This window comes from Arcicella sp. LKC2W (assembly GCF_034931005.1).
Classification (GTDB): Bacteria; Bacteroidota; Bacteroidia; order Cytophagales; family Spirosomataceae; genus Arcicella.
Genome location: NZ_JAYGIN010000002.1, coordinates 133,820 through 151,693, shown reverse-complemented (window position 1 = coordinate 151,693; position 17,874 = coordinate 133,820). Strand labels below are relative to the sequence as shown.

Below are 17,874 nucleotides of genomic sequence, written 5' to 3'. Positions count from 1 at the left end.
TAAGGTTTGACCGTTTATTACGTAGAAAATATCAAATAAAAAGTCCCTTCAAATGATTTGAAGGGACTTTTTATTTATCTCTGAAAATTTCCTCTTACAAATCAACAGCACAACCATAAGCTGCTTCAGTTGCTCCTTTGATAGCTTCTGAAATCGTTGGATGTGGGTGAATTGAAGTCATAATTTCGTGAGCGGTTGTCTCTAAACGACGAGCTACAACAACCTCCGCAATTAATTCAGTAACGTTATATCCAATCATGTGAGCTCCTAAGAATTCACCGTATTTTGCATCAAAAATCACTTTTACAAAACCATCTCTTGCTCCAGCAGCCGTTGCTTTTCCTGATGCTACAAATGGAAATTTACCTACTTTAATATCGTATCCTGCTTCTTTTGCTTTCTTTTCAGTTAAACCAACTGAGGCAATTTCTGGCGTGCAATACGTACAACCTGGAATATTTGAGTAATCTAACGCTTCAACATGATGACCCGCAATTTTCTCAACACAAATAATTCCTTCTGCTGATGCTACGTGAGCCAATGCAGGGCCTGGAGTTACATCACCAATAGCAAAATAGTTTGGAATGTTTGTTTGATACCATTTATCAACCAAAATTTTACCTTTGTCTGTGATAATACCAACGTCTTCTAAACCAACATTTTCAAGATTTGAAATAACACCTGCTGCTGAAAGTACAACATCGCAATCAATAGTAATATTTCCAGTTGGCGTTTTTACTGCTACTTTACAGCCTTCACCTTTGGTATCAACTGACTCTACTGATGAATTTGTATGAATATCAACGCCTAATTTTTTGTATTGTTTTGCCAATTCTTTTGAAACGTCTTCGTCTTCAACAGGCACAACATTTGGCATAAATTCAACGATGGTTACTTTCGTTCCCATAGCTTCATATACGTAGGCAAACTCAACGCCAATTGCTCCAGAACCAATCACAACCATTGATTTTGGTTGAGTTTCTAATGACATTGCTTTACGGTAGTCAATAACCTTCACGCCATCAATCGGAATATTTGGTAAAGCTCTTGCTCTTGCTCCTGTGGCAATCATGATGTTTTTGGCATCGTAAACGGTTACTTTACCATCGGCAGCAGTTACTTCTACTTTTTTATTTTTCAACGCCTTTCCGTTACCCATAATTACGTCAATTTTGTTCTTTTTCATTAAGAATTGAACGCCTTTTGACATAGAATCGGCAACACCACGAGAACGCTTAATAACCGCACCAAAGTCAGCGTGCGACTCCGCAACGGTAATTCCGTAATCGGCAGCGTGTTTGATGTATTCAAAAACCTGAGCAGATTTTAATAATGCTTTTGTAGGAATACAGCCCCAGTTAAGGCAAATACCACCCAAAGATTCACGCTCTACGACCGCACATTTCAATCCCAATTGTGAAGCACGGATTGCCGCCACATATCCACCAGGACCTGAGCCAATCACGATTAAATCATAAACTTGTGCCATTTAGTTTTATTTTAAGGGAATAATACAATTTTTTTACAAAGATAGTAATAGAGAGGTTAGAGATTAGAGAATAAAGAATAGATATTTTTGGAAAGATGTAAATCTTAGGGTTTTTCAGTCATGTTTCGGACTAATATCAGTATTGTAAACAAAACTTTAGAAAGCCTATGATTATAATTTTATAGGAACCTCCATATCAAACTATTAAAATTCAATATCTTTGTGAAAACTAAGCACATACGTAAATACACCGACGGTTACTACCCTAAGTTCGTGGCTTATTTTTAGGATAAATTAATTTTTCAATCCCTACATAATTCACTTGATTATGCTACATTTTTCCTCTTGGAAACAGAGAGCAGTGGCTCTTTCGTTCTTTTTTGTGTGTTTTACAATTTTCTCTACAAATGCTCAAAGCAAACGTCCTGTCAATCCATATATCACTAATTCAATATCGGGCTGCACGAATGATATTATTGCTTGTTCATTATTTGCCAACTCTCAAAATTATACTTGTGCTTCATCTTTTACGTATGCGGCTCCAACCAATAATAATAATTGTTTTATAGGAACGCCAACCACAGATTATGGATGCTTAGGGTCAACACCAAACCAAATGTGGTTTATTGTGACGGTACAAACAAGTGGAAATTTATCATTCAGCTTTAACAATTCCAGTAACAGAGATATTGATGCTGCCATTTGGGGTCCAATATCTGGAGGAGATTTGAATAATGTTTGTACAACTACTAATAACCTCCCCATTTCTTGTGATTATTCATCAAATAGTGTTGCCAATTTAACAATCAGCAATGCTTTAGCAGGTCAAAAATATGTACTTTTAGTAACAAATTTTTCAAATACAATTACTGACATTACGATTCCTCAACCATCGGGAGGAACGGTTTCTTATTGTAAACTAAATGCCAATACTTGTGTTGCCCCAACCGTTGCAATAAGTGGAAACTCAACCATTAATCAAGGTCAATCAGCCAATATTACCTTAAATTTCACAGGAGCAGCACCTTATAGCTATACACTTTCTAATGGTCAGACGGGAACAACCAGCACCAATCCATTAACACTTTCTGTATCTCCATTAAGCACTACCACTTATACAGCTACGTCTATAAGCAATGGATGTGGTGCGGGAACATCAAGTGGTAGTGCAACGGTTACGGTTTCCAGAACGGTTGGGTTAATTACTTGTTTACCTCTTGATGGAAATCCAAACGACCAAATTGGCAGTAACAATGGCTCAGTTTTTAGTAATGGTGGAAGTGCTTCGTATGTATCAAATAGAAATGGTACTTCATCGTCGGCATTGTCCATAAGCAATGGAGCTTATGTAGAATTTCCAACAACAAATTTACTGAATAATAACTTTACACACTCGCTTTGGGTATCTCCATCAAGTTTACCAACTTCGGGAAATTATCAGTACATTTTATCTATTGGCGGAATTGGGTTATCGCAAGAACTCTATATAGAAAACGATAATGGTGTATTAAGATGGGTTTTTAGGTCTTCAACCTCCATCGGTAATGTGGATGTAAAATATGCAGGTTCAATTTCAGTAGGGCAATGGTATCACGTAGCCATTGTAAGAACAGCCAATGCTCTACAAATGTATATCAATGGGGTTTTGGTGCAAAGTTCCCCAGCCTCAGGACTTAGCTCTACGTATGCTTCCCCTTCTGTTGGAAGAATTGGCTCGCAAAGTTCGGGCTTAGTAAATTTCTTTAACGGAAAAGTAGATGATATTCGTTTATTTAGAGGAGGGTTGAACGATTTAGAAATATCTTCTCTATTTAATGCCACCTTGAATTGCCCAACCATTGTTGATACCCCACTCATTTCTTTAACAAGTTTAACCAATAGTTCGCTTTGTAGAAATCAATTAGAAGAAATATCATTCCAACAAAGTAGCGTAACAGCAGGGTCAACTTATACTGTTCAATTATCTGATGCCAATGGAGGATTCAGTAATCCAACAATCATTGGGTCTGGAACACTTGCCCCTATTCAAATTTCGATACCAACTTCTGTAACTACATCAGGGACAGGCTATCGGGTTCGAATTGTTAATGGCTCTACAATCAGTTTCAATACTTTACCAATTACAATTTTACCAACGGCTACTGGAACAATCAGTGGAACAACTACCATTACACAAGGACAAACCGCTACTTTATCAGTTAATTTAACAGGAACAGCCCCTTGGATTTATAGTATTTCAGACGGTACCAATACAACTACTTATAGCTCATCAACATCATTGGTTACGCAAAGTGTTTCGCCTAATGTAACTACTACTTATACCCTTTCGAGTGTTAAAGATAATGTGTGTGGAACAGGAACAACCAGTGGCAGTGCAGTCATTACAGTAAACTCTGGCTTACAACTATTAGCTTGTTATCCATTTAATGGAAATGCTTTGGATTCAAAAGGAACTAATCATGGGACTGTGAACGGTGCAACACTGACAACTGACCGCTTTGGAAATGCTAATAGTGCTTATAATTTTGATGGGGTTAGTAGTTATATTTCAATTCCTGGAGCAAACTTAGCTCCGAATAAATATACTTACTCAGGTTGGTTAAATGCGAGTGAATTGCCCGCCTATGGCGACCTAAGAACAGTTATGTCTGTGGGGAATGCAGGAGGAGACCAATTTTTTATGCTCTTCAACAATAGCTTCTCAACTGGACCTGCTTGGAACTACGGTTCAGTTATTAGTTATGGTACAGGAGCCACACCTTATGCAGTATCCTACTCATCTGTAACAAGTAATAATTGGATTCATTTTGCCGTTGTTAGAAGTCAGACGGATCGAAGAATTTATATAAATGGGCAGTTATCAGTAAGTTATACAGGTACGACTACTCCTTACTACAGTACTCCAGTCATAGCCACAATTGGTTCAAGATATAATAATGGACCAATCCATAATTTCAAAGGTAAAATCGACGATGTAAAAATATATAACGGAACTTTAACTGATGAAGAAGTTCTTCTACTCTACAACGAAGAACAAGGCGAATGTTCTGCACCGTGTTCAGGAATGATTTACTCTATAAACTCAGGGGATTGGAGTAGCCCAGCTACATGGTCGTGCGGAAGAATACCAGATTTGACGGATAAAGTTTTAATTAAAGCAGGTCATAATATTACGGTTTCTGCTACTAATGCAAAAGCCAAAAAATTATTCAATAATGGTCAAATTTCTTTCTCAAATTCAACAGCAAAATTGACATTTAATTGATTTAAAGTGAGTAATAGACTGCCTTGATTTAAGATTATGGTTTTTAATCATAAATCGTAATTCTACCAATAGATAATACTGTGCAAAACAAAGCCCTTCAGAATTAACATTCGGAGGGCTTTGTTTTTATCGTTACCTTTGTAGCCTTAAAAGGCGTAAGTTATCAGTCAAAAGGCGTAAGTAAACATACTTAACCTAACTTACGACCTTCATACTTACGACCAACGACTATATTTTCACGCATGACAAAAGACAGGTTCAATGACCTGAAAGCCAAAGTAGAGGCTTTGAGGAGGTATCTTTGACTACGATAACAAGAAATTTCAAATTGAAGAATTAGAAGTCGTAACGCTCGACCCTGAGTTTTGGGGAAATTCTAAAAAAGCAGAATCGACGATGCGACAAATCCGTGAATTAAAATTCTGGACAATTGGTTTCGACCAATTAAATCAGCTCATGGGCGACCTTGAAACGATATGGGAGTTTTATGAAATGGGCGAAGCAACTGAAGAGGAAGTCGATACTGAAGGAGCTAAATTAGAAGCTAAACTAAGTGAATTAGAATTCCGCAAAATGATGTCTGACGAAGGCGATAATATGTCTGCCGTAATCGAAATTAATGCAGGTGCAGGTGGTACAGAGTCTCAAGATTGGGCAAGTATGCTCATGCGAATGTATATTATGTGGGCTGAAAAAAATGGTTTTAAAATCAGAGAAGTTGACCATAACGATGGTGATACTGCTGGTATTAAGTCAGTTACGATGGAAGTAGAGGGTGAATATGCCTACGGAAATCTAAAGTCAGAAAATGGTGTTCATCGCTTAGTAAGGATTTCACCGTTTGATTCCAACGCTCGTCGTCATACTTCTTTTGCGTCAGTATATATTTCGCCTATGGTGGATGATACCATCGAAATTGAAGTTAATCCTGCTGATGTCAGTTGGGATACATTCCGTTCGGGTGGTGCAGGTGGACAAAATGTAAACAAGGTAGAAACTGCGGTACGTTTAACCCACAAACCTTCTGGAATTATCATTGCTTGCCAACAAGAACGCTCGCAGTTGATGAACAAAGAAGTTGCCTTAAAAATCTTAAAATCAAAGCTTTATCAGATAGAAATTGACAAACGCAATGCCGCCCGTGCGGAGGTGGAAGCAGGTAAAAAGAAAATCGAGTGGGGTTCACAAATCAGAAGTTATGTTTTGGATGATAGACGAGTAAAAGACCATCGAACTGACTATCAAACTTCAAATACTGAGGCTGTTTTGAATGGCGATATTAACGAGTTTATTAAGGCTTATTTAATGGAGGCATAAGAAGAAATTAAGATATTACAGTAATCAAAGCCGTAAAGAATCATTCTTACGGCTTTTTCATTTTACTTTGTCAGTAAACATCTCTTTTAAAATTCTTTCATTGGCAAGGCTTTTGTACTAAATTTGTAACCTTTTTCGTTAGCATACTAATCCACAAATCATTAAATGGTCAAGCGTTTTTCATTGTTTTTTCTAACACTTATTCTCCTCTGGGTAGCGTTTCGCACGCCCGTAATAGGTGAGTTTAACAATACGCTTTTACATTGGTTTAAGCCTTCAATTACAGATACAAAAAAAGCACCCCATCAGGCTTTAATGCCTCCGCCAGCCTTTACGACAAACAGTTTATTGGCTGAAAACCAATGGGTAGATAGCGTTTTTAGCTCAATGGATGCAGACCAGAAAATTGGTCAGTTTTTTATGGTTGCTATTAATCCAACGCATGGAGAAGCTCATTTTAAACGTATTGAAACTTTAATTCAAACAAATCATATTGGTGGACTTATTTTCTTTCAAGGTGACCCATTTTCTTATGCCAGTCTCAATAATCGTTTTCAGTCAGGTACAAGAATTCCTCTATTAATTGGTATTGATGGCGAGTGGGGTTTGGCCATGCGGGTAAACTCAACAATGGCATTTCCAAAACAGATTACTTTGGGTGCAATACAAGATAACTCATTGATTTACAAGATGGGAGGTGAAATTGCCCGTCAATGCAAACGCTTAGGAATTCACCTAAATTTTGCCCCCGTTGTTGACATAAATTCTAATCCCAATAATCCCGTTATTGGTTATCGTTCTTTCGGAGAATTGCGTGAAAATGTTGCCCTCAAAAGTAGTGCTTACATGAAAGGAATGCAAAACAATCAGCTTTTGGCTTGTGCAAAACACTTTCCAGGACATGGCGATACGCAAGGCGACTCCCATTTTACACTTCCCCAATTATCGTTTAATGCCGAGCGTTTGAAAAGCGTAGAACTATATCCTTTCCAACAACTAATAAACGATTCTATCAAAACAGTTATCGTTGGACATTTGCAAGTTCCTTTTTACGATTGGCGGCCAGCAACACTTTCACAGAGTATTATTACCAATTTATTGAAAACCGAAATGGGCTTCAAAGGCTTGGTTATTACCGATGCGTTAAACATGAAAGGTGTGCGTCACGGACAAGGCATTACTTCTGGAGAGGTTGATTTACAAGCATTTATCGCAGGAAATGACATATTGCTCTATTCTGAAAATATCCCAGAAGGTATCCGTAAAATTAAAGAAGCAATTAATGCGGGCTTAATTCAACAAACCGATATAGACAATCGAGTTAGAAAAATCTTACACGCTAAATATTGGGTTGGTCTGAATCAATTTAAGTATATCGACAGCAATAATTTATACCAAGACCTCAACACAAACGAAGCAAATAAAATCAAGCAAGAGCTTTTTGATAATGCCATCACGGTTGTGAAAGATGCTAAAAACGTTTTACCAATTGCACCAACAGAAGCCAAATTTATTTCAATCGGTTTAGACATTGCTCTTGGCAATCGTTTTCAACAAGAATTGAGTCGAATCACGCCTTTTCAACATTTTGCCAGTGCCTCCAAAACGGACGAAGTTTTTTTCAATAATGTCCTTCAATATATTGACTCCACTTCAACCGTTATTTTGAGTGTTCATGATATTAATAAAAAAACTGCCAATAAATTAGAGGTTGGTTATAACATTCAAAACTTCGTAAAACGCCTTGAACAAAAAGCTCAAAAAGTAGTCGTTTGTGTTTTTGGGAGCCCTTATAGTTTAAAATATTTCCCAGAATCATCTTCGCTCATTTGTGGTTATGAAGATGACCAAACGGCTTATTCAGCTATGGCAAGAGTTATTTTTGGCGAAATTCCTGCTATTGGTAAATTACCCGTTTCGGTGGAAAATCTATTCAAAGCAGGCGAAGGCATTAACATTTCTGGAGTAGGAAAATTCGCAAAATCATCTCCCGAAAGTGTTGGCATGAAAAGCATTGAATTATTTGCCATTGACCAACTCGTTCAATCTTCCATTGCTCAACGAATTTTCCCTGGATGTCAGGTTTTAGTGGCTCGTAAAGGTAAAATTGTTTACGAAAAGAATTTCGGAAAAATGAGTTATGATGCAAATAGTGAAACGGTTAATTCAAATACCGTTTACGATTTGGCTTCTGTCACAAAAGTTTCAGCAACACTTCAAGCCTTAATGGTTCTTTACGACCAAAAGAAATTTAGTTTAGACGAAAAAGCATCGCATTATTTACCTGAACTAAAGGGAACAAATAAAGAAAATATCATCATCAGAGACATTCTTTGGCATCAAGCGGGTTTGGTGGCATATATTCCATTTTGGGAAAAAACTCGTATTCCTTTGGGTTGGAAAACCGAATATTACAACACAAAACAGTCGGCTGAATATCCATTGGAAGTTGCCGAAGGAATGTTTGCTAAGGCTTCCATTCGTGATTCTGTTTGGAAATGGGTTATCAAATCTCCACTTATCAACAAAAGGGAAAAAGACGGTTCTTTTCCTTTCGTTTATAGTGATTTGGGATTAATGATTTTACATCATCTCGTGGAGAAATTATCCAATCAACCTTTAGACGCTTTCACTACAAAGAATTTTTATGAGCCTTTGGCGATGAATACCACAGGATTTAATCCTTTGAAAAAAATCAATAAAAATCAAATTGCTCCTACCGAAAACGACAATTTATTCAGAGGAAGACTTTTACAAGGAACGGTTCAAGACCAAACCGCAGCGATGTTAGGGGGAGTTTCGGGTCATGCAGGCTTATTCAGCAATGCTTCTGACTTAGCAAAATTATTACAAATGAATCTCAATAAAGGCTCGTTTGGCAGTAAACAATTTATTAGCGAACAAACTATTAACCTTTTTACAAATAGTAAAGCAACGAGAAGTTATCGTGTTTTGGGTTGGGACAAATTACCTTCCGACGGAGATAGTAATTTCGTGTCAAATAAAGTTTCATCAAGTTCTTACGGACACTCAGGTTATACAGGCACACTCGTATGGATTGACCCCGAAAAAGAATTAGTTTTCGTATTTTTGTCTAACCGAGTAAATCCATCGGCTGGCAACAATAAAATTAACACACTGAAAATTAGACGAAAAGTAATGGACATCGTTTATAAGTCGATGGAATGACGTAGCACAGGTTTCCGCCCTGCACGATAATTTATACATTTGCGTAAGCAAAACGATAGCTTTATATTTGAAAATTGCTATCGTTTTTTATTTTATGACGAATTTCAAAAATGAAAATTTCAAAAATACATATTAAAGATTTCCACCAATTTAAGGATTTTACCCTTGACTTGACCTACCCACAAGGACACGAAAAGGTAGGACAACCTTTGGATAAAGTGTGTTTTATTGGACAGAGTGGGACTGGCAAAACGAGTTTATTGGAGTTGATACCTCCACTTTTATTTGATTATGACACTAATATTATTGAGAAAAGTGGCAGTGCTGTTGGAACATCAAACATACAAGCGACTTATCATTTTGGAGAAAATTATGATTATTTTTATGAAAGTTATTTAGAATATGAGCTTGATAGAGATGGTCAAAGTTATGTTTTAGCCTACGATGTATTTGACGAAAATGATTTTGAAACAAATGAAATTACCCAAAATGTTTATCAAGATTGGACGGGAAAAAGATCTAAACTTATTTACTTTCCAGCAAATCTAAATTTTAATATTGATTTAGATGAAAATTATGATTTTAACAAAAAAAACATTGTAGATTTTAGTGAAGATAAAGTTTCAACCGTTTGGAATCTAATCCTTGAAAAAATTCAAAATTATCAAGAACAAGAATTAAAAATTAGGCAAGATATTTCAAAAGTTGTAGAAAAATCTTCGAGTGATATTGAGGCTATTCAAAAAGCCGTTAAACAATTAGAAGATTGGAAAAATTCAGAGTTTAATCCAATCAAAGACGTAGCAGATAATTGTTTAGACCCCTTGTTAGCAAAATTTAAGCTTCGAGTAAAAACCGAATTAGATTTTAAAACCAAAGATGATATTGGTTTTATCAAAGTTGAAGATTTTGAAGGTAACGAAATACCGCATGGGCTTTGGAGTACGGGAACAAAACAGGTCATTCTGAGTGCTTTGCCTTTGTATTTACTCAAACCCAAACATACTGTTATTCTTTTTGATGAACCTGAACGGTCGTTATATCCAGATTTACAGAGAACAGTTGTCAATTATTATTCCTCTTTAGCAGAGAGTTGTCAGTTCTTCTACTCAACTCACTCCCCTATCATTGCATCCAGTTTTGACCCTTGGGAAATTGTAGAACTGAAATTTAATAAAGAAGGAAAAGTTTATAGAGAAACCTATTTTGAAGGAGAAAACCATGTTGACAACTACAAATGGAATCCAAAATATATGCGTTGGGATGATATTTTACAAAGAGTTTTTGATTTAGAAGATGATGGTTCACCCGACCGAAAAGTTAAATTAGATGAATTAGCAACGTTAAATGTCAAATTCAAAAAACTAAAAACAAAAGAACAAGAACATTCTGTTGAAGCTTTGGAAATTGTAAAAAACATCGAAAAATTATCGAAAGAACTTTCAAAGTGGAATTAAGCAATGCAAAAAATAGATAAAAACTACAGCACTATTCTTTCAACCAAATATAAAAAATGGGTTGATGATTTAGAAGACAAAAAACAAGTTCACCCAAAATCAAGAACCTATTACGATGATGTCGTAATGGAATTATTTCGTTGTCAAAAAGGAGTTTGTGCTTATACAGAAAGATTCATTTGTCCGACAAATCTCTATGAATCAAGCAATTGGATTAATGGTGCTTATAAAATTTCTGACGAAGCTGAATTTAAAAGAACCGACCATGCAGGCGAATTAGAGCATTTTGACCATCATTTAAAAGCAAAACAATATTGGCTTTGGAATAATTTATTCATGATTGATGCAAAAATAAATGGTTTAAAATCAGACAAAGATATTGTTGATTATCTAAAACCAGACTTAGAAGATTATTCGCCCGAAAAGTATTTCGATTATGATGAAGAAACGCATCGTTTTATTCCTAATACAGATTTAGAAGAGACAAAAAGAAATGAAATAAAGCACATGATTGACAACGTTTTTTATTTGAATCACGGCGTTGTTCTAAATGACAGAAGAGATTTTATTAACGAATTAAGAAGCAAAATCAACCATAAATCAACATACAAATTCGACCGATTTTTTACCGCTACTAAAATGTGCTTAGGAGATATTCTTCCAAAATAAATATAAATAACACAGGCTTCCAACCTGTCAAAAATAAAGACGATGACAGGTTAGAAACCTGTCCTACTAAACAAAAATGAAAACACAACGCATTTCCCTTATTTTTTTAGCCATTTTCGTCTTTTCGGGTGTGGCAGTTTATTTTAAATCTTGCCAAAAACCCGCTTCAACAGAATCTACTCCTGTTGAAGACGTTGCCATTACGCTAAATCCTGCCCCAGATTTCAAGGCTGACTCAGCTTATGCTTACGTAAAAGCACAAGTAGATTTTGGACCAAGAGTTCCCAATACAAAGGCACACAAAGCTTGTGGCGATTATTTAGTGGCAAAATTAAAGCAATTTGGTTGTGAGGTCATTTCTCAAGATTTTGTAGCAACAAAATACGACGGTACTAAAATGAATGCTCGTAATATCATTGGCAGTATCAATCCATCTGCTCCAAAGCGTATTTTATTAACTGCTCACTGGGATTCTCGTTCGGTAGCAGATAAAGATACCAAAGACAAAAACTCTCCAATCGACGGAGCAAACGACGGTGGTAGTGGTGTTGGCGTTTTATTGGAATTGGCTCGTACTATTCAACAAGCAACACAAAAACCAAACGTAGGTGTGGATATTATTTTCTTTGACGTAGAAGACCACGGAGAACCAGAAGATTACAAAGGCGAACATAAACCAGAATCTTGGGGATTAGGTTCTCAATATTGGGCAGCGAATAAACACAAACAAAATTACACTGCTTATTACGGAATTTTATTGGATATGGTAGGCGGAAAAGGTGCGATTTTCCCACACGAAGGCACTTCGATGCAATATGCTCCTATGATTGTAAGAAATATTTGGGACATTGCCAGCCGTTTAGGATATTCTACTACTTTTATCGATGCTGACGGCGGAGGATTAACCGACGACCATACGGCTGTGAATGAAGTGGGTAAAATACAAATGATTGACATTGTAGAGCTTCATCCAAATTCTCCTGAAACCTTCTGGAAATATCACCACACGCATGGAGATAATTTGAGTAATATTGATAAAAATACCCTCAAAGCAGTTGGACAAACAGTTTTATCAGTTTTGTATCAGGAGTAATTTAAAAATTATTCATTGATAAAATACATAACCTGATGGTCAATTCTGACTATCAGGTTTTTTTATTGTACTTTTGTAGCATTAAAAACGAACAAATCATTCAATGGAACAAACTGAACAACTAAAATTTGTACACCTCAACGACCTTCACGTTGCTCTTGGAGCGAAAATGGTACCTTTTGCGGGCTATTCAATGCCTGTTTTATACACAAACCTGATTCAAGAGCATTTGGCAGTACGTAGTTCAGTGGGCGTTTTTGATGTCTCACACATGGGCGAGTTCGTGGTAAAAGGCGAGCGTGCAACTGAGTTTTTACAGTACGTTACTTCTAACGATGTTTCTGCTTTGGTAGATGGCAAAGTTCAATATTCATGTTTACCAAACGACAAAGGTGGTATCGTTGACGACCTTTTGGTTTATAAACGTAACGACAATGAATACTTTTTGGTCGTAAATGCTTCCAATATAGAGAAAGATTGGACTTGGATGCAATCGCACAATTCATTTGGTGTAGAAATGCAGGACATTAGCGAAGGCATGAGTCTTTTTGCGGTTCAAGGTCCAAAAGGTGTGGCAACGATGCAAAAACTTACCGACTTAGACTTGGGTTCGATGGAATATTATACTTTCAAAGAAGGAACAGTGGCAGGTATTAGTGATGTTTTAATTGCAACAACTGGTTATACAGGTGCAGGAGGAATGGAAGTTTATGTACCAAACGAACACGCCGAAGCCATCTGGAAAGCCATTTTTGAGGCAGGGGCAGAATTCAATATCGTACCTGTTGGTTTAGGAGCAAGAGATACTTTACGTACCGAAATGGGTTATTGTTTATACGGACATGATATAGACGACACAACGTCGCCAATTGAAGCAGGTTTGGGTTGGATTACCAAATTCAACAAAGAGTTCATTAATTCTGATTTCCATAAAAAAATCAAAGAAAATGGTGTAACTAAGAAATTGGTAGGCTTTGAAATGATTGATAGAGGTATTCCAAGACAACATTATGAAATCATGGATGCCGCAGGAAATATCATTGGTGAAGTTACCTCAGGAACACAGTCGCCATCCATGAGCAAAGGAATCGGAATGGGATATGTTGCCACAGAATACATCAAAAATGGTTCTGAAATTTATATCAATATCCGTAACAAATATTTGAAGGCAGTTGTAACAAAAATGCCGTTTTTGAAAGTGTAACTCGATGCTTCCGCATCGGATAAGAACAATTATCCCCCGATGCTGAGACATCGGATTACAAAATGAAAAAAATTGACGTTTGCTTAACCCCTGAATTATTACATCTTCACGATATTGAAAATTCAATTGTTGTGGTAGTTGATATTTTTAGAGCTACTTCTTGCATGACAACGGCTTTTGCCAATGGCGTAGAAGCAATTATTCCCGTTGCCACAATTGACGAATGTATAGCTTATCAGCAAAAAGGCTATTTAGCCGCTGCTGAACGTGACGGAAAAACGCCCGAAGGTTTCGATTTTGACAATTCACCATTTAGTTACATGGCTGAAAAAGTACAAGGTTCAACCATTTGTGTAACAACCACCAACGGAACTTTGGCAATTACAAAATCGAAAAATGCGGTAAAAGTAATGGTGGGTTCATTCTTGAATTTAGGAGCTTTAACAACCTATTTAAAAGACCAACAATACGATGTTTTGGTACTTTGTGCGGGTTGGAAAGGCAAACCAAATTTAGAAGATACGCTATTTGCGGGTGCTTTGGTTGAGCGTTTGCAAGACGAATTTATGATAGAAGAAGATGCCGCTTTGATGGCTCAACGTCTTTATAATTTGGGTAAAGATGATTTATTGGCTTGCGTAGCTTCTTCATCACACGTAAAAAGATTACAACGTCTTGGTATTCAAAAAGATATAGCGTATTGTTTGCAACATGATTTATATGATGTTTTACCAGTTTTGAGGGGTAATTCTTTGGTAAATATGTAAATTTTAGCCCACGGATGATACGGATTTAACCGATTTTCACATGATAAAGAAAAAATCTGTGAAAATCTGTATCATCCGTATTATCTGTGGGCTATTAATTTCAACAATTTTCACCGTCAATATCACAAACTTCTCCCTCCACATTTGTCACTTCTAATTCCTGAGCAACTTTCTCGATAATTTCTACAAAAACATCCGATGATTGCGCTCCCGAAATGGCGTATTTCTGATTAAAAATAAAGAAAGGAACACCCGAAACGCCCAATTGACGATAATAATTCATTTCTTCTTTTACCTCATCCGAAGCTACGTCTGAATGAATAATCTCTTTGGTTTTCGCCTCATTCCAAGCGTATTTAGCCATTATTTCAATAATATTTTCCTCCACAGTTAGGTCGATTTTATCCACAAAATAAGCTTGCATAAAAGCCTCTTTCACTTCCGCCTGAATCCCATCTTGCTCTGCCACCGTAAGTATTCTGTGAAGCGTAAATGTATTGATACTTTTGGGTAAATTAGCAAAATCAAACGACAAGCCCTCGGTTGCAGCAGCTTGTTCAACTTGGTGAAATTTCTCAACAAAATTACCGCCAAAACGGTTTTCCATATAAAGCTGAAAATCCATTCCTTCGGCTGGAACAGAAGGGTCAAGTTGAAAAGGATGATAGACAATTTCTATGTCATCAACTTGCACATTATCAGAAGTTTGTGTATATTTAATAGCATTTTCTAACCTACGCTTACCAATATAACACCAAGGACAAACAATGTCCGAAACCACATCTACACGAATTTTTATTTTTTTGTTCATCTTAAAATTTATTAATTCTAATTTACCCATTATTTAGTCATTTCATAAGCTGAAGGCAATTCTGAAAACCTTTAACGAATAAGCCACAATTTAATAGTTTAAATTTATTAATACATTTCACCAAAGTGAATATCTATTTTACGAATAAAAAACAACAAGCTACTTAAATTCCATAATTTATTAGAACAATGTAAAACAATCTGAAAATCAGATGGTTAAATCATTAGTTCATTAAAATCAGCTCTATTATGAAAAAAATCTATTTATTATTTTTTGTCGCATTCATTGCTTTAATAACATCTTGCAATAGAAATGGTTTCCAGATAGGCACTGCTTGTCATAGAGAAATTGAAGATGAAGTCTTTAAACCTAATTATCAGTCATTTACAACAGTTGAAAAACAGTTTAACATCATTGATACAACCTATCAATTTCAAGCAGTTATTGATGAAATTGGCAACCAGATGAAACTTCGGGGTTATCAAGACTCTAAAGAACGCCCAAATCTTATTGTTTTTTATGCTCTTTTTCCAAGTGATGTAAATTTATCGGTTCTTCAACGCTCATTTAGGGGGTTGGGAAAAGAAAATATGAACGAGGAACTTAGAAGAGTTAGACTTAGAAAAGGGACGTTATTACTTCAATTTGTAGAGAACGACTCAAATCGTCCAATTTGGATGGGATATGCAGCAGGAATTGCTCAACCTGAAACGAGTAAAATTGACGAAAAAGCACTTAGAGTAGCCACAAGACAGATTTTCGATAATTATAAAATATTTGCAAAAGATTATATTGCGGGTAAAACGATAGTAACATCGCAGGTTTTGGCGAGCAAGTAGAGTGGTTACTGGTGTATTGGTTATTGGTGGATTGGTTATTGGTCAATTAGTTATCGACAGATGTGGCATTCTTATAACCAATACACCAGTAACCAATACACCAGTAACCAATCTACCAGTAACCAATACACCAGTAACCAATCTACCAGTAACCAATACACCAATAACCAATCTACCAATAACCAATCTACCAGTAACCAATACACCAATAACCAATACACCAGTAACCAGTCAACCAATCAATAAGTAAGCATTTCCACGACTTCTCTATGTTGTGAAAACATAGTCAATAGCTCATCTCTACTTTTCATTTCAAAATCTTCAAAATCAAAACCTGGGGCTACGGTACAGCCCACCAAAGAATAACTATCTGGTTCAGCAGGTTTAGAACCAAACCACATCCCCGCAGGAACAACAGCTTGAAAAACTTCTCCCTTTTCGGGATTATTCCCTAAACGAATAATGTTCAATTCTCCCTGATTATCAATCACATAAACATTCAACGGACAACCCGTATAAAAATGCCACATTTCATCAGATTCTATCCGATGAAGAGCTGAAATATGATGACTTTCTAACAAGAAATAAATTCCCGTAGAAAAACTACGCTCGCCTTTAAAACGGCTTGAAAGGGCATTTTGAGGAATAGTTTCCGCCGAACGGTAGGTTTCTGCAAAATATCCACCTTCGGGATGACTTTGCATATTGTAGGCGTTGATATAAAATTGAGCGGGCTTAGTCTGTGACATCTTTAAATAGTCTTTCATCAAAATTAAATCTTTCGATATATTTAATTTTTATATCTTGAAAGTTCGGATGAAGAGGGTTAATAAGATAATTAATTTCTTGTGGAATAATTGCCGATGGAACACCCATTGAAATAGATTGTTCTTCTTTCAGCCAATCATCCGTAAACATTGCCTGACTTGCTGGGTCTGATATTTTATACCAACCATCGGGTAAACTTGAAGTATCAAGTAAAATAATGGAATCATCGGGAATCTCTAATGTAACAATAGCGTAATCCTCTTCTGGATAAGTTTCACCCATGTGAACCAATACTTCCAACAATGCCAATGACCGGTGCGATGCCGTATAAAGTAACATAGTACCTCTACGATTCCACCTTGCACCTTTTAGGCTTGCTCCATAACCCGATAAATCTCTTGCTCTTTTGTGCTTACAAATTCTAAAAACCTCCATTTCTACCTTATTAGGATTAGGCGAGCATGAAATTTTCTAAGCAAAGATTCCATGCTCAATGTAAATTAACTCTCTTTCGATGAGTTCATAGCCTAATGGCGTATCCAACAAATCCATAGGGCGTTTTCCACCCAATGCGGGAATGTGAGACTGCATCCAGCTTTTGAATCTCGTAAGACTTCCGAAAGTTTCCTCACCCAATTCATACAATTTTGCCAAACGAATTAGCTTCGCAGAGGCATCTTTGTCTAATCTTTGGTCGTCTCGGTAGCGTTGAACTGTCCTTTCGGATACATTCAACACCTCTGCCATTTCTTTGTTTGAGAAAGAAATTTGCAGAGCCAGAGCGTCTAAGGCTTGTTTCGGAAGCCCTTCTTTTGCTATCTCAATCAAGTCAAAATCATGTCTGATTTGACGATTGATGATAGTTTGCCCACCCAACAATACAACGAGTGTCGGGATTGGCAGGACTTTTGGTAAAGGCATAAGTTTAAAACGCTATTTAGTTATTCATAGAGATAAGACAGGAAAGGTAGCGCAAGCCCCCTTTTGAATATTTGTCATAAATTTA

At 36.5% G+C, this 17,874-nt stretch carries 15 protein-coding genes; 10 read left to right on the top strand and 5 right to left on the bottom strand.

All coding sequences use genetic code 11. The features are described from left to right. Window positions 1-94: 94 nt before the first annotated feature. A complete protein-coding gene (lpdA, locus tag VB796_RS02430; protein ID WP_323344920.1) occupies window positions 95-1,489 on the bottom strand; it encodes a dihydrolipoyl dehydrogenase in 1,395 nt (464 codons plus the stop codon). Between the two features lie 328 nt (window positions 1,490-1,817). Between lpdA and VB796_RS02425 the strand changes: the two genes are divergently transcribed. The 8 genes from VB796_RS02425 to VB796_RS02390 all read left to right on the top strand — a co-directional run bounded on the left by VB796_RS02425 (window position 1,818) and on the right by VB796_RS02390 (window position 14,450). Beyond that, window positions 1,818-4,754 carry a LamG domain-containing protein gene (locus tag VB796_RS02425; protein WP_323344919.1) on the top strand — a complete coding sequence of 979 codons (2,937 nt, stop codon included), beginning with the start codon at window positions 1,818-1,820 and terminating at the stop codon, window positions 4,752-4,754. 242 nt (window positions 4,755-4,996) lie between these two features. Beyond that, a protein-coding gene (gene prfB / locus VB796_RS02420) for a peptide chain release factor 2 (protein ID WP_323344918.1) occupies window positions 4,997-6,071 on the top strand; the annotation gives its coding sequence in 2 pieces (ribosomal slippage) (window positions 4,997-5,056 and window positions 5,058-6,071; 1,074 coding nt in all). 165 nt (window positions 6,072-6,236) lie between these two features. After that, complete coding sequence (locus VB796_RS02415) at window positions 6,237-9,260, top strand: glycoside hydrolase family 3 N-terminal domain-containing protein (protein ID WP_323344917.1); 3,024 nt, start codon at window positions 6,237-6,239, stop codon at window positions 9,258-9,260. A 110-nt stretch (window positions 9,261-9,370) separates the two neighbouring features. Beyond that, a complete protein-coding gene (locus tag VB796_RS02410) occupies window positions 9,371-10,717 on the top strand; it encodes an ATP-dependent nuclease (RefSeq protein ID WP_323344916.1) in 1,347 nt (448 codons plus the stop codon). A 3-nt stretch (window positions 10,718-10,720) separates the two neighbouring features. After that, window positions 10,721-11,386 carry a hypothetical protein gene (locus VB796_RS02405; RefSeq protein ID WP_323344915.1) on the top strand — a complete coding sequence of 222 codons (666 nt, stop codon included), beginning with the start codon at window positions 10,721-10,723 and terminating at the stop codon, window positions 11,384-11,386. Between the two features lie 76 nt (window positions 11,387-11,462). Continuing rightward, window positions 11,463-12,479 (top strand): M28 family peptidase, encoded by a 1,017-nt coding sequence (locus VB796_RS02400; RefSeq protein ID WP_323344914.1) that lies wholly within the window; start codon window positions 11,463-11,465, stop codon window positions 12,477-12,479. Window positions 12,480-12,582: 103 nt separating this feature from the next. Then, window positions 12,583-13,683: a glycine cleavage system aminomethyltransferase GcvT gene (gene gcvT / locus VB796_RS02395; protein ID WP_323344913.1), complete on the top strand. Its 1,101-nt coding sequence runs from the start codon at window positions 12,583-12,585 to the stop codon at window positions 13,681-13,683. 62 nt (window positions 13,684-13,745) lie between these two features. Next, window positions 13,746-14,450 (top strand): 2-phosphosulfolactate phosphatase, encoded by a 705-nt coding sequence (locus VB796_RS02390; RefSeq protein ID WP_323344912.1) that lies wholly within the window; start codon window positions 13,746-13,748, stop codon window positions 14,448-14,450. A 100-nt stretch (window positions 14,451-14,550) separates the two neighbouring features. Here the strand turns inward: VB796_RS02390 and VB796_RS02385 are convergent, their stop codons facing one another. Continuing rightward, entirely contained in the window at window positions 14,551-15,261 is a 711-nt protein-coding gene (locus tag VB796_RS02385; RefSeq protein WP_323344911.1) for a DsbA family oxidoreductase, read from the bottom strand. A gap of 248 nt (window positions 15,262-15,509) precedes the next feature. Here VB796_RS02385 and VB796_RS02380 point away from each other — a divergent pair, with 248 nt between their 5' ends. Both VB796_RS02380 and VB796_RS02375 read left to right on the top strand, forming a co-directional pair. Beyond that, window positions 15,510-16,100 carry a DUF4136 domain-containing protein gene (locus tag VB796_RS02380; RefSeq protein WP_323344910.1) on the top strand — a complete coding sequence of 197 codons (591 nt, stop codon included), beginning with the start codon at window positions 15,510-15,512 and terminating at the stop codon, window positions 16,098-16,100. Window position 16,101: 1 nt separating this feature from the next. Then, window positions 16,102-16,350 (top strand): hypothetical protein, encoded by a 249-nt coding sequence (locus tag VB796_RS02375; RefSeq protein ID WP_323344909.1) that lies wholly within the window; start codon window positions 16,102-16,104, stop codon window positions 16,348-16,350. Here the strand turns inward: VB796_RS02375 and VB796_RS02370 are convergent. The 3 genes from VB796_RS02370 to VB796_RS02360 are packed head-to-tail and all read right to left on the bottom strand — an operon-like array spanning window position 16,340 to window position 17,789. Next, window positions 16,340-16,849, bottom strand: a complete 510-nt coding sequence (locus VB796_RS02370; RefSeq protein WP_323344908.1) for a cupin domain-containing protein — start codon at window positions 16,847-16,849, stop codon at window positions 16,340-16,342. The two genes, VB796_RS02375 and VB796_RS02370, sit on opposite strands and share 11 nt — an antisense overlap. Next, a complete protein-coding gene (locus tag VB796_RS02365) occupies window positions 16,836-17,303 on the bottom strand; it encodes an RES family NAD+ phosphorylase (RefSeq protein ID WP_323344907.1) in 468 nt (155 codons plus the stop codon). The genes VB796_RS02370 and VB796_RS02365 overlap by 14 nt, the downstream gene beginning before the upstream one ends. 36 nt (window positions 17,304-17,339) lie before the next feature. After that, a complete protein-coding gene (locus VB796_RS02360) occupies window positions 17,340-17,789 on the bottom strand; it encodes an antitoxin Xre-like helix-turn-helix domain-containing protein (protein ID WP_323344906.1) in 450 nt (149 codons plus the stop codon). Between the last annotated feature and the right edge of the window lie 85 nt (window positions 17,790-17,874).

Excerpts from the sequence above, each read along its gene's own strand:
- lpdA (WP_323344920.1), bottom strand. The coding sequence starts at position 1,489 with ATGGCACAAGTTTATGATTTAATCGTGATTGGCTCAGGTCCTGGTGGA.
- VB796_RS02425 (WP_323344919.1), top strand. The coding sequence starts at position 1,818 with ATGCTACATTTTTCCTCTTGGAAACAGAGAGCAGTGGCTCTTTCGTTC.
- VB796_RS02415 (WP_323344917.1), top strand. The coding sequence starts at position 6,237 with ATGGTCAAGCGTTTTTCATTGTTTTTTCTAACACTTATTCTCCTCTGG.
- VB796_RS02410 (WP_323344916.1), top strand. The coding sequence starts at position 9,371 with ATGAAAATTTCAAAAATACATATTAAAGATTTCCACCAATTTAAGGAT.
- VB796_RS02405 (WP_323344915.1), top strand. The coding sequence starts at position 10,721 with ATGCAAAAAATAGATAAAAACTACAGCACTATTCTTTCAACCAAATAT.
- VB796_RS02400 (WP_323344914.1), top strand. The coding sequence starts at position 11,463 with ATGAAAACACAACGCATTTCCCTTATTTTTTTAGCCATTTTCGTCTTT.
- gcvT (WP_323344913.1), top strand. The coding sequence starts at position 12,583 with ATGGAACAAACTGAACAACTAAAATTTGTACACCTCAACGACCTTCAC.
- VB796_RS02390 (WP_323344912.1), top strand. The coding sequence starts at position 13,746 with ATGAAAAAAATTGACGTTTGCTTAACCCCTGAATTATTACATCTTCAC.
- VB796_RS02385 (WP_323344911.1), bottom strand. The coding sequence starts at position 15,261 with ATGAACAAAAAAATAAAAATTCGTGTAGATGTGGTTTCGGACATTGTT.
- VB796_RS02380 (WP_323344910.1), top strand. The coding sequence starts at position 15,510 with ATGAAAAAAATCTATTTATTATTTTTTGTCGCATTCATTGCTTTAATA.
- VB796_RS02370 (WP_323344908.1), bottom strand. The coding sequence starts at position 16,849 with ATGTCACAGACTAAGCCCGCTCAATTTTATATCAACGCCTACAATATG.
- VB796_RS02365 (WP_323344907.1), bottom strand. The coding sequence starts at position 17,303 with ATGGAGGTTTTTAGAATTTGTAAGCACAAAAGAGCAAGAGATTTATCG.
- VB796_RS02360 (WP_323344906.1), bottom strand. The coding sequence starts at position 17,789 with ATGCCTTTACCAAAAGTCCTGCCAATCCCGACACTCGTTGTATTGTTG.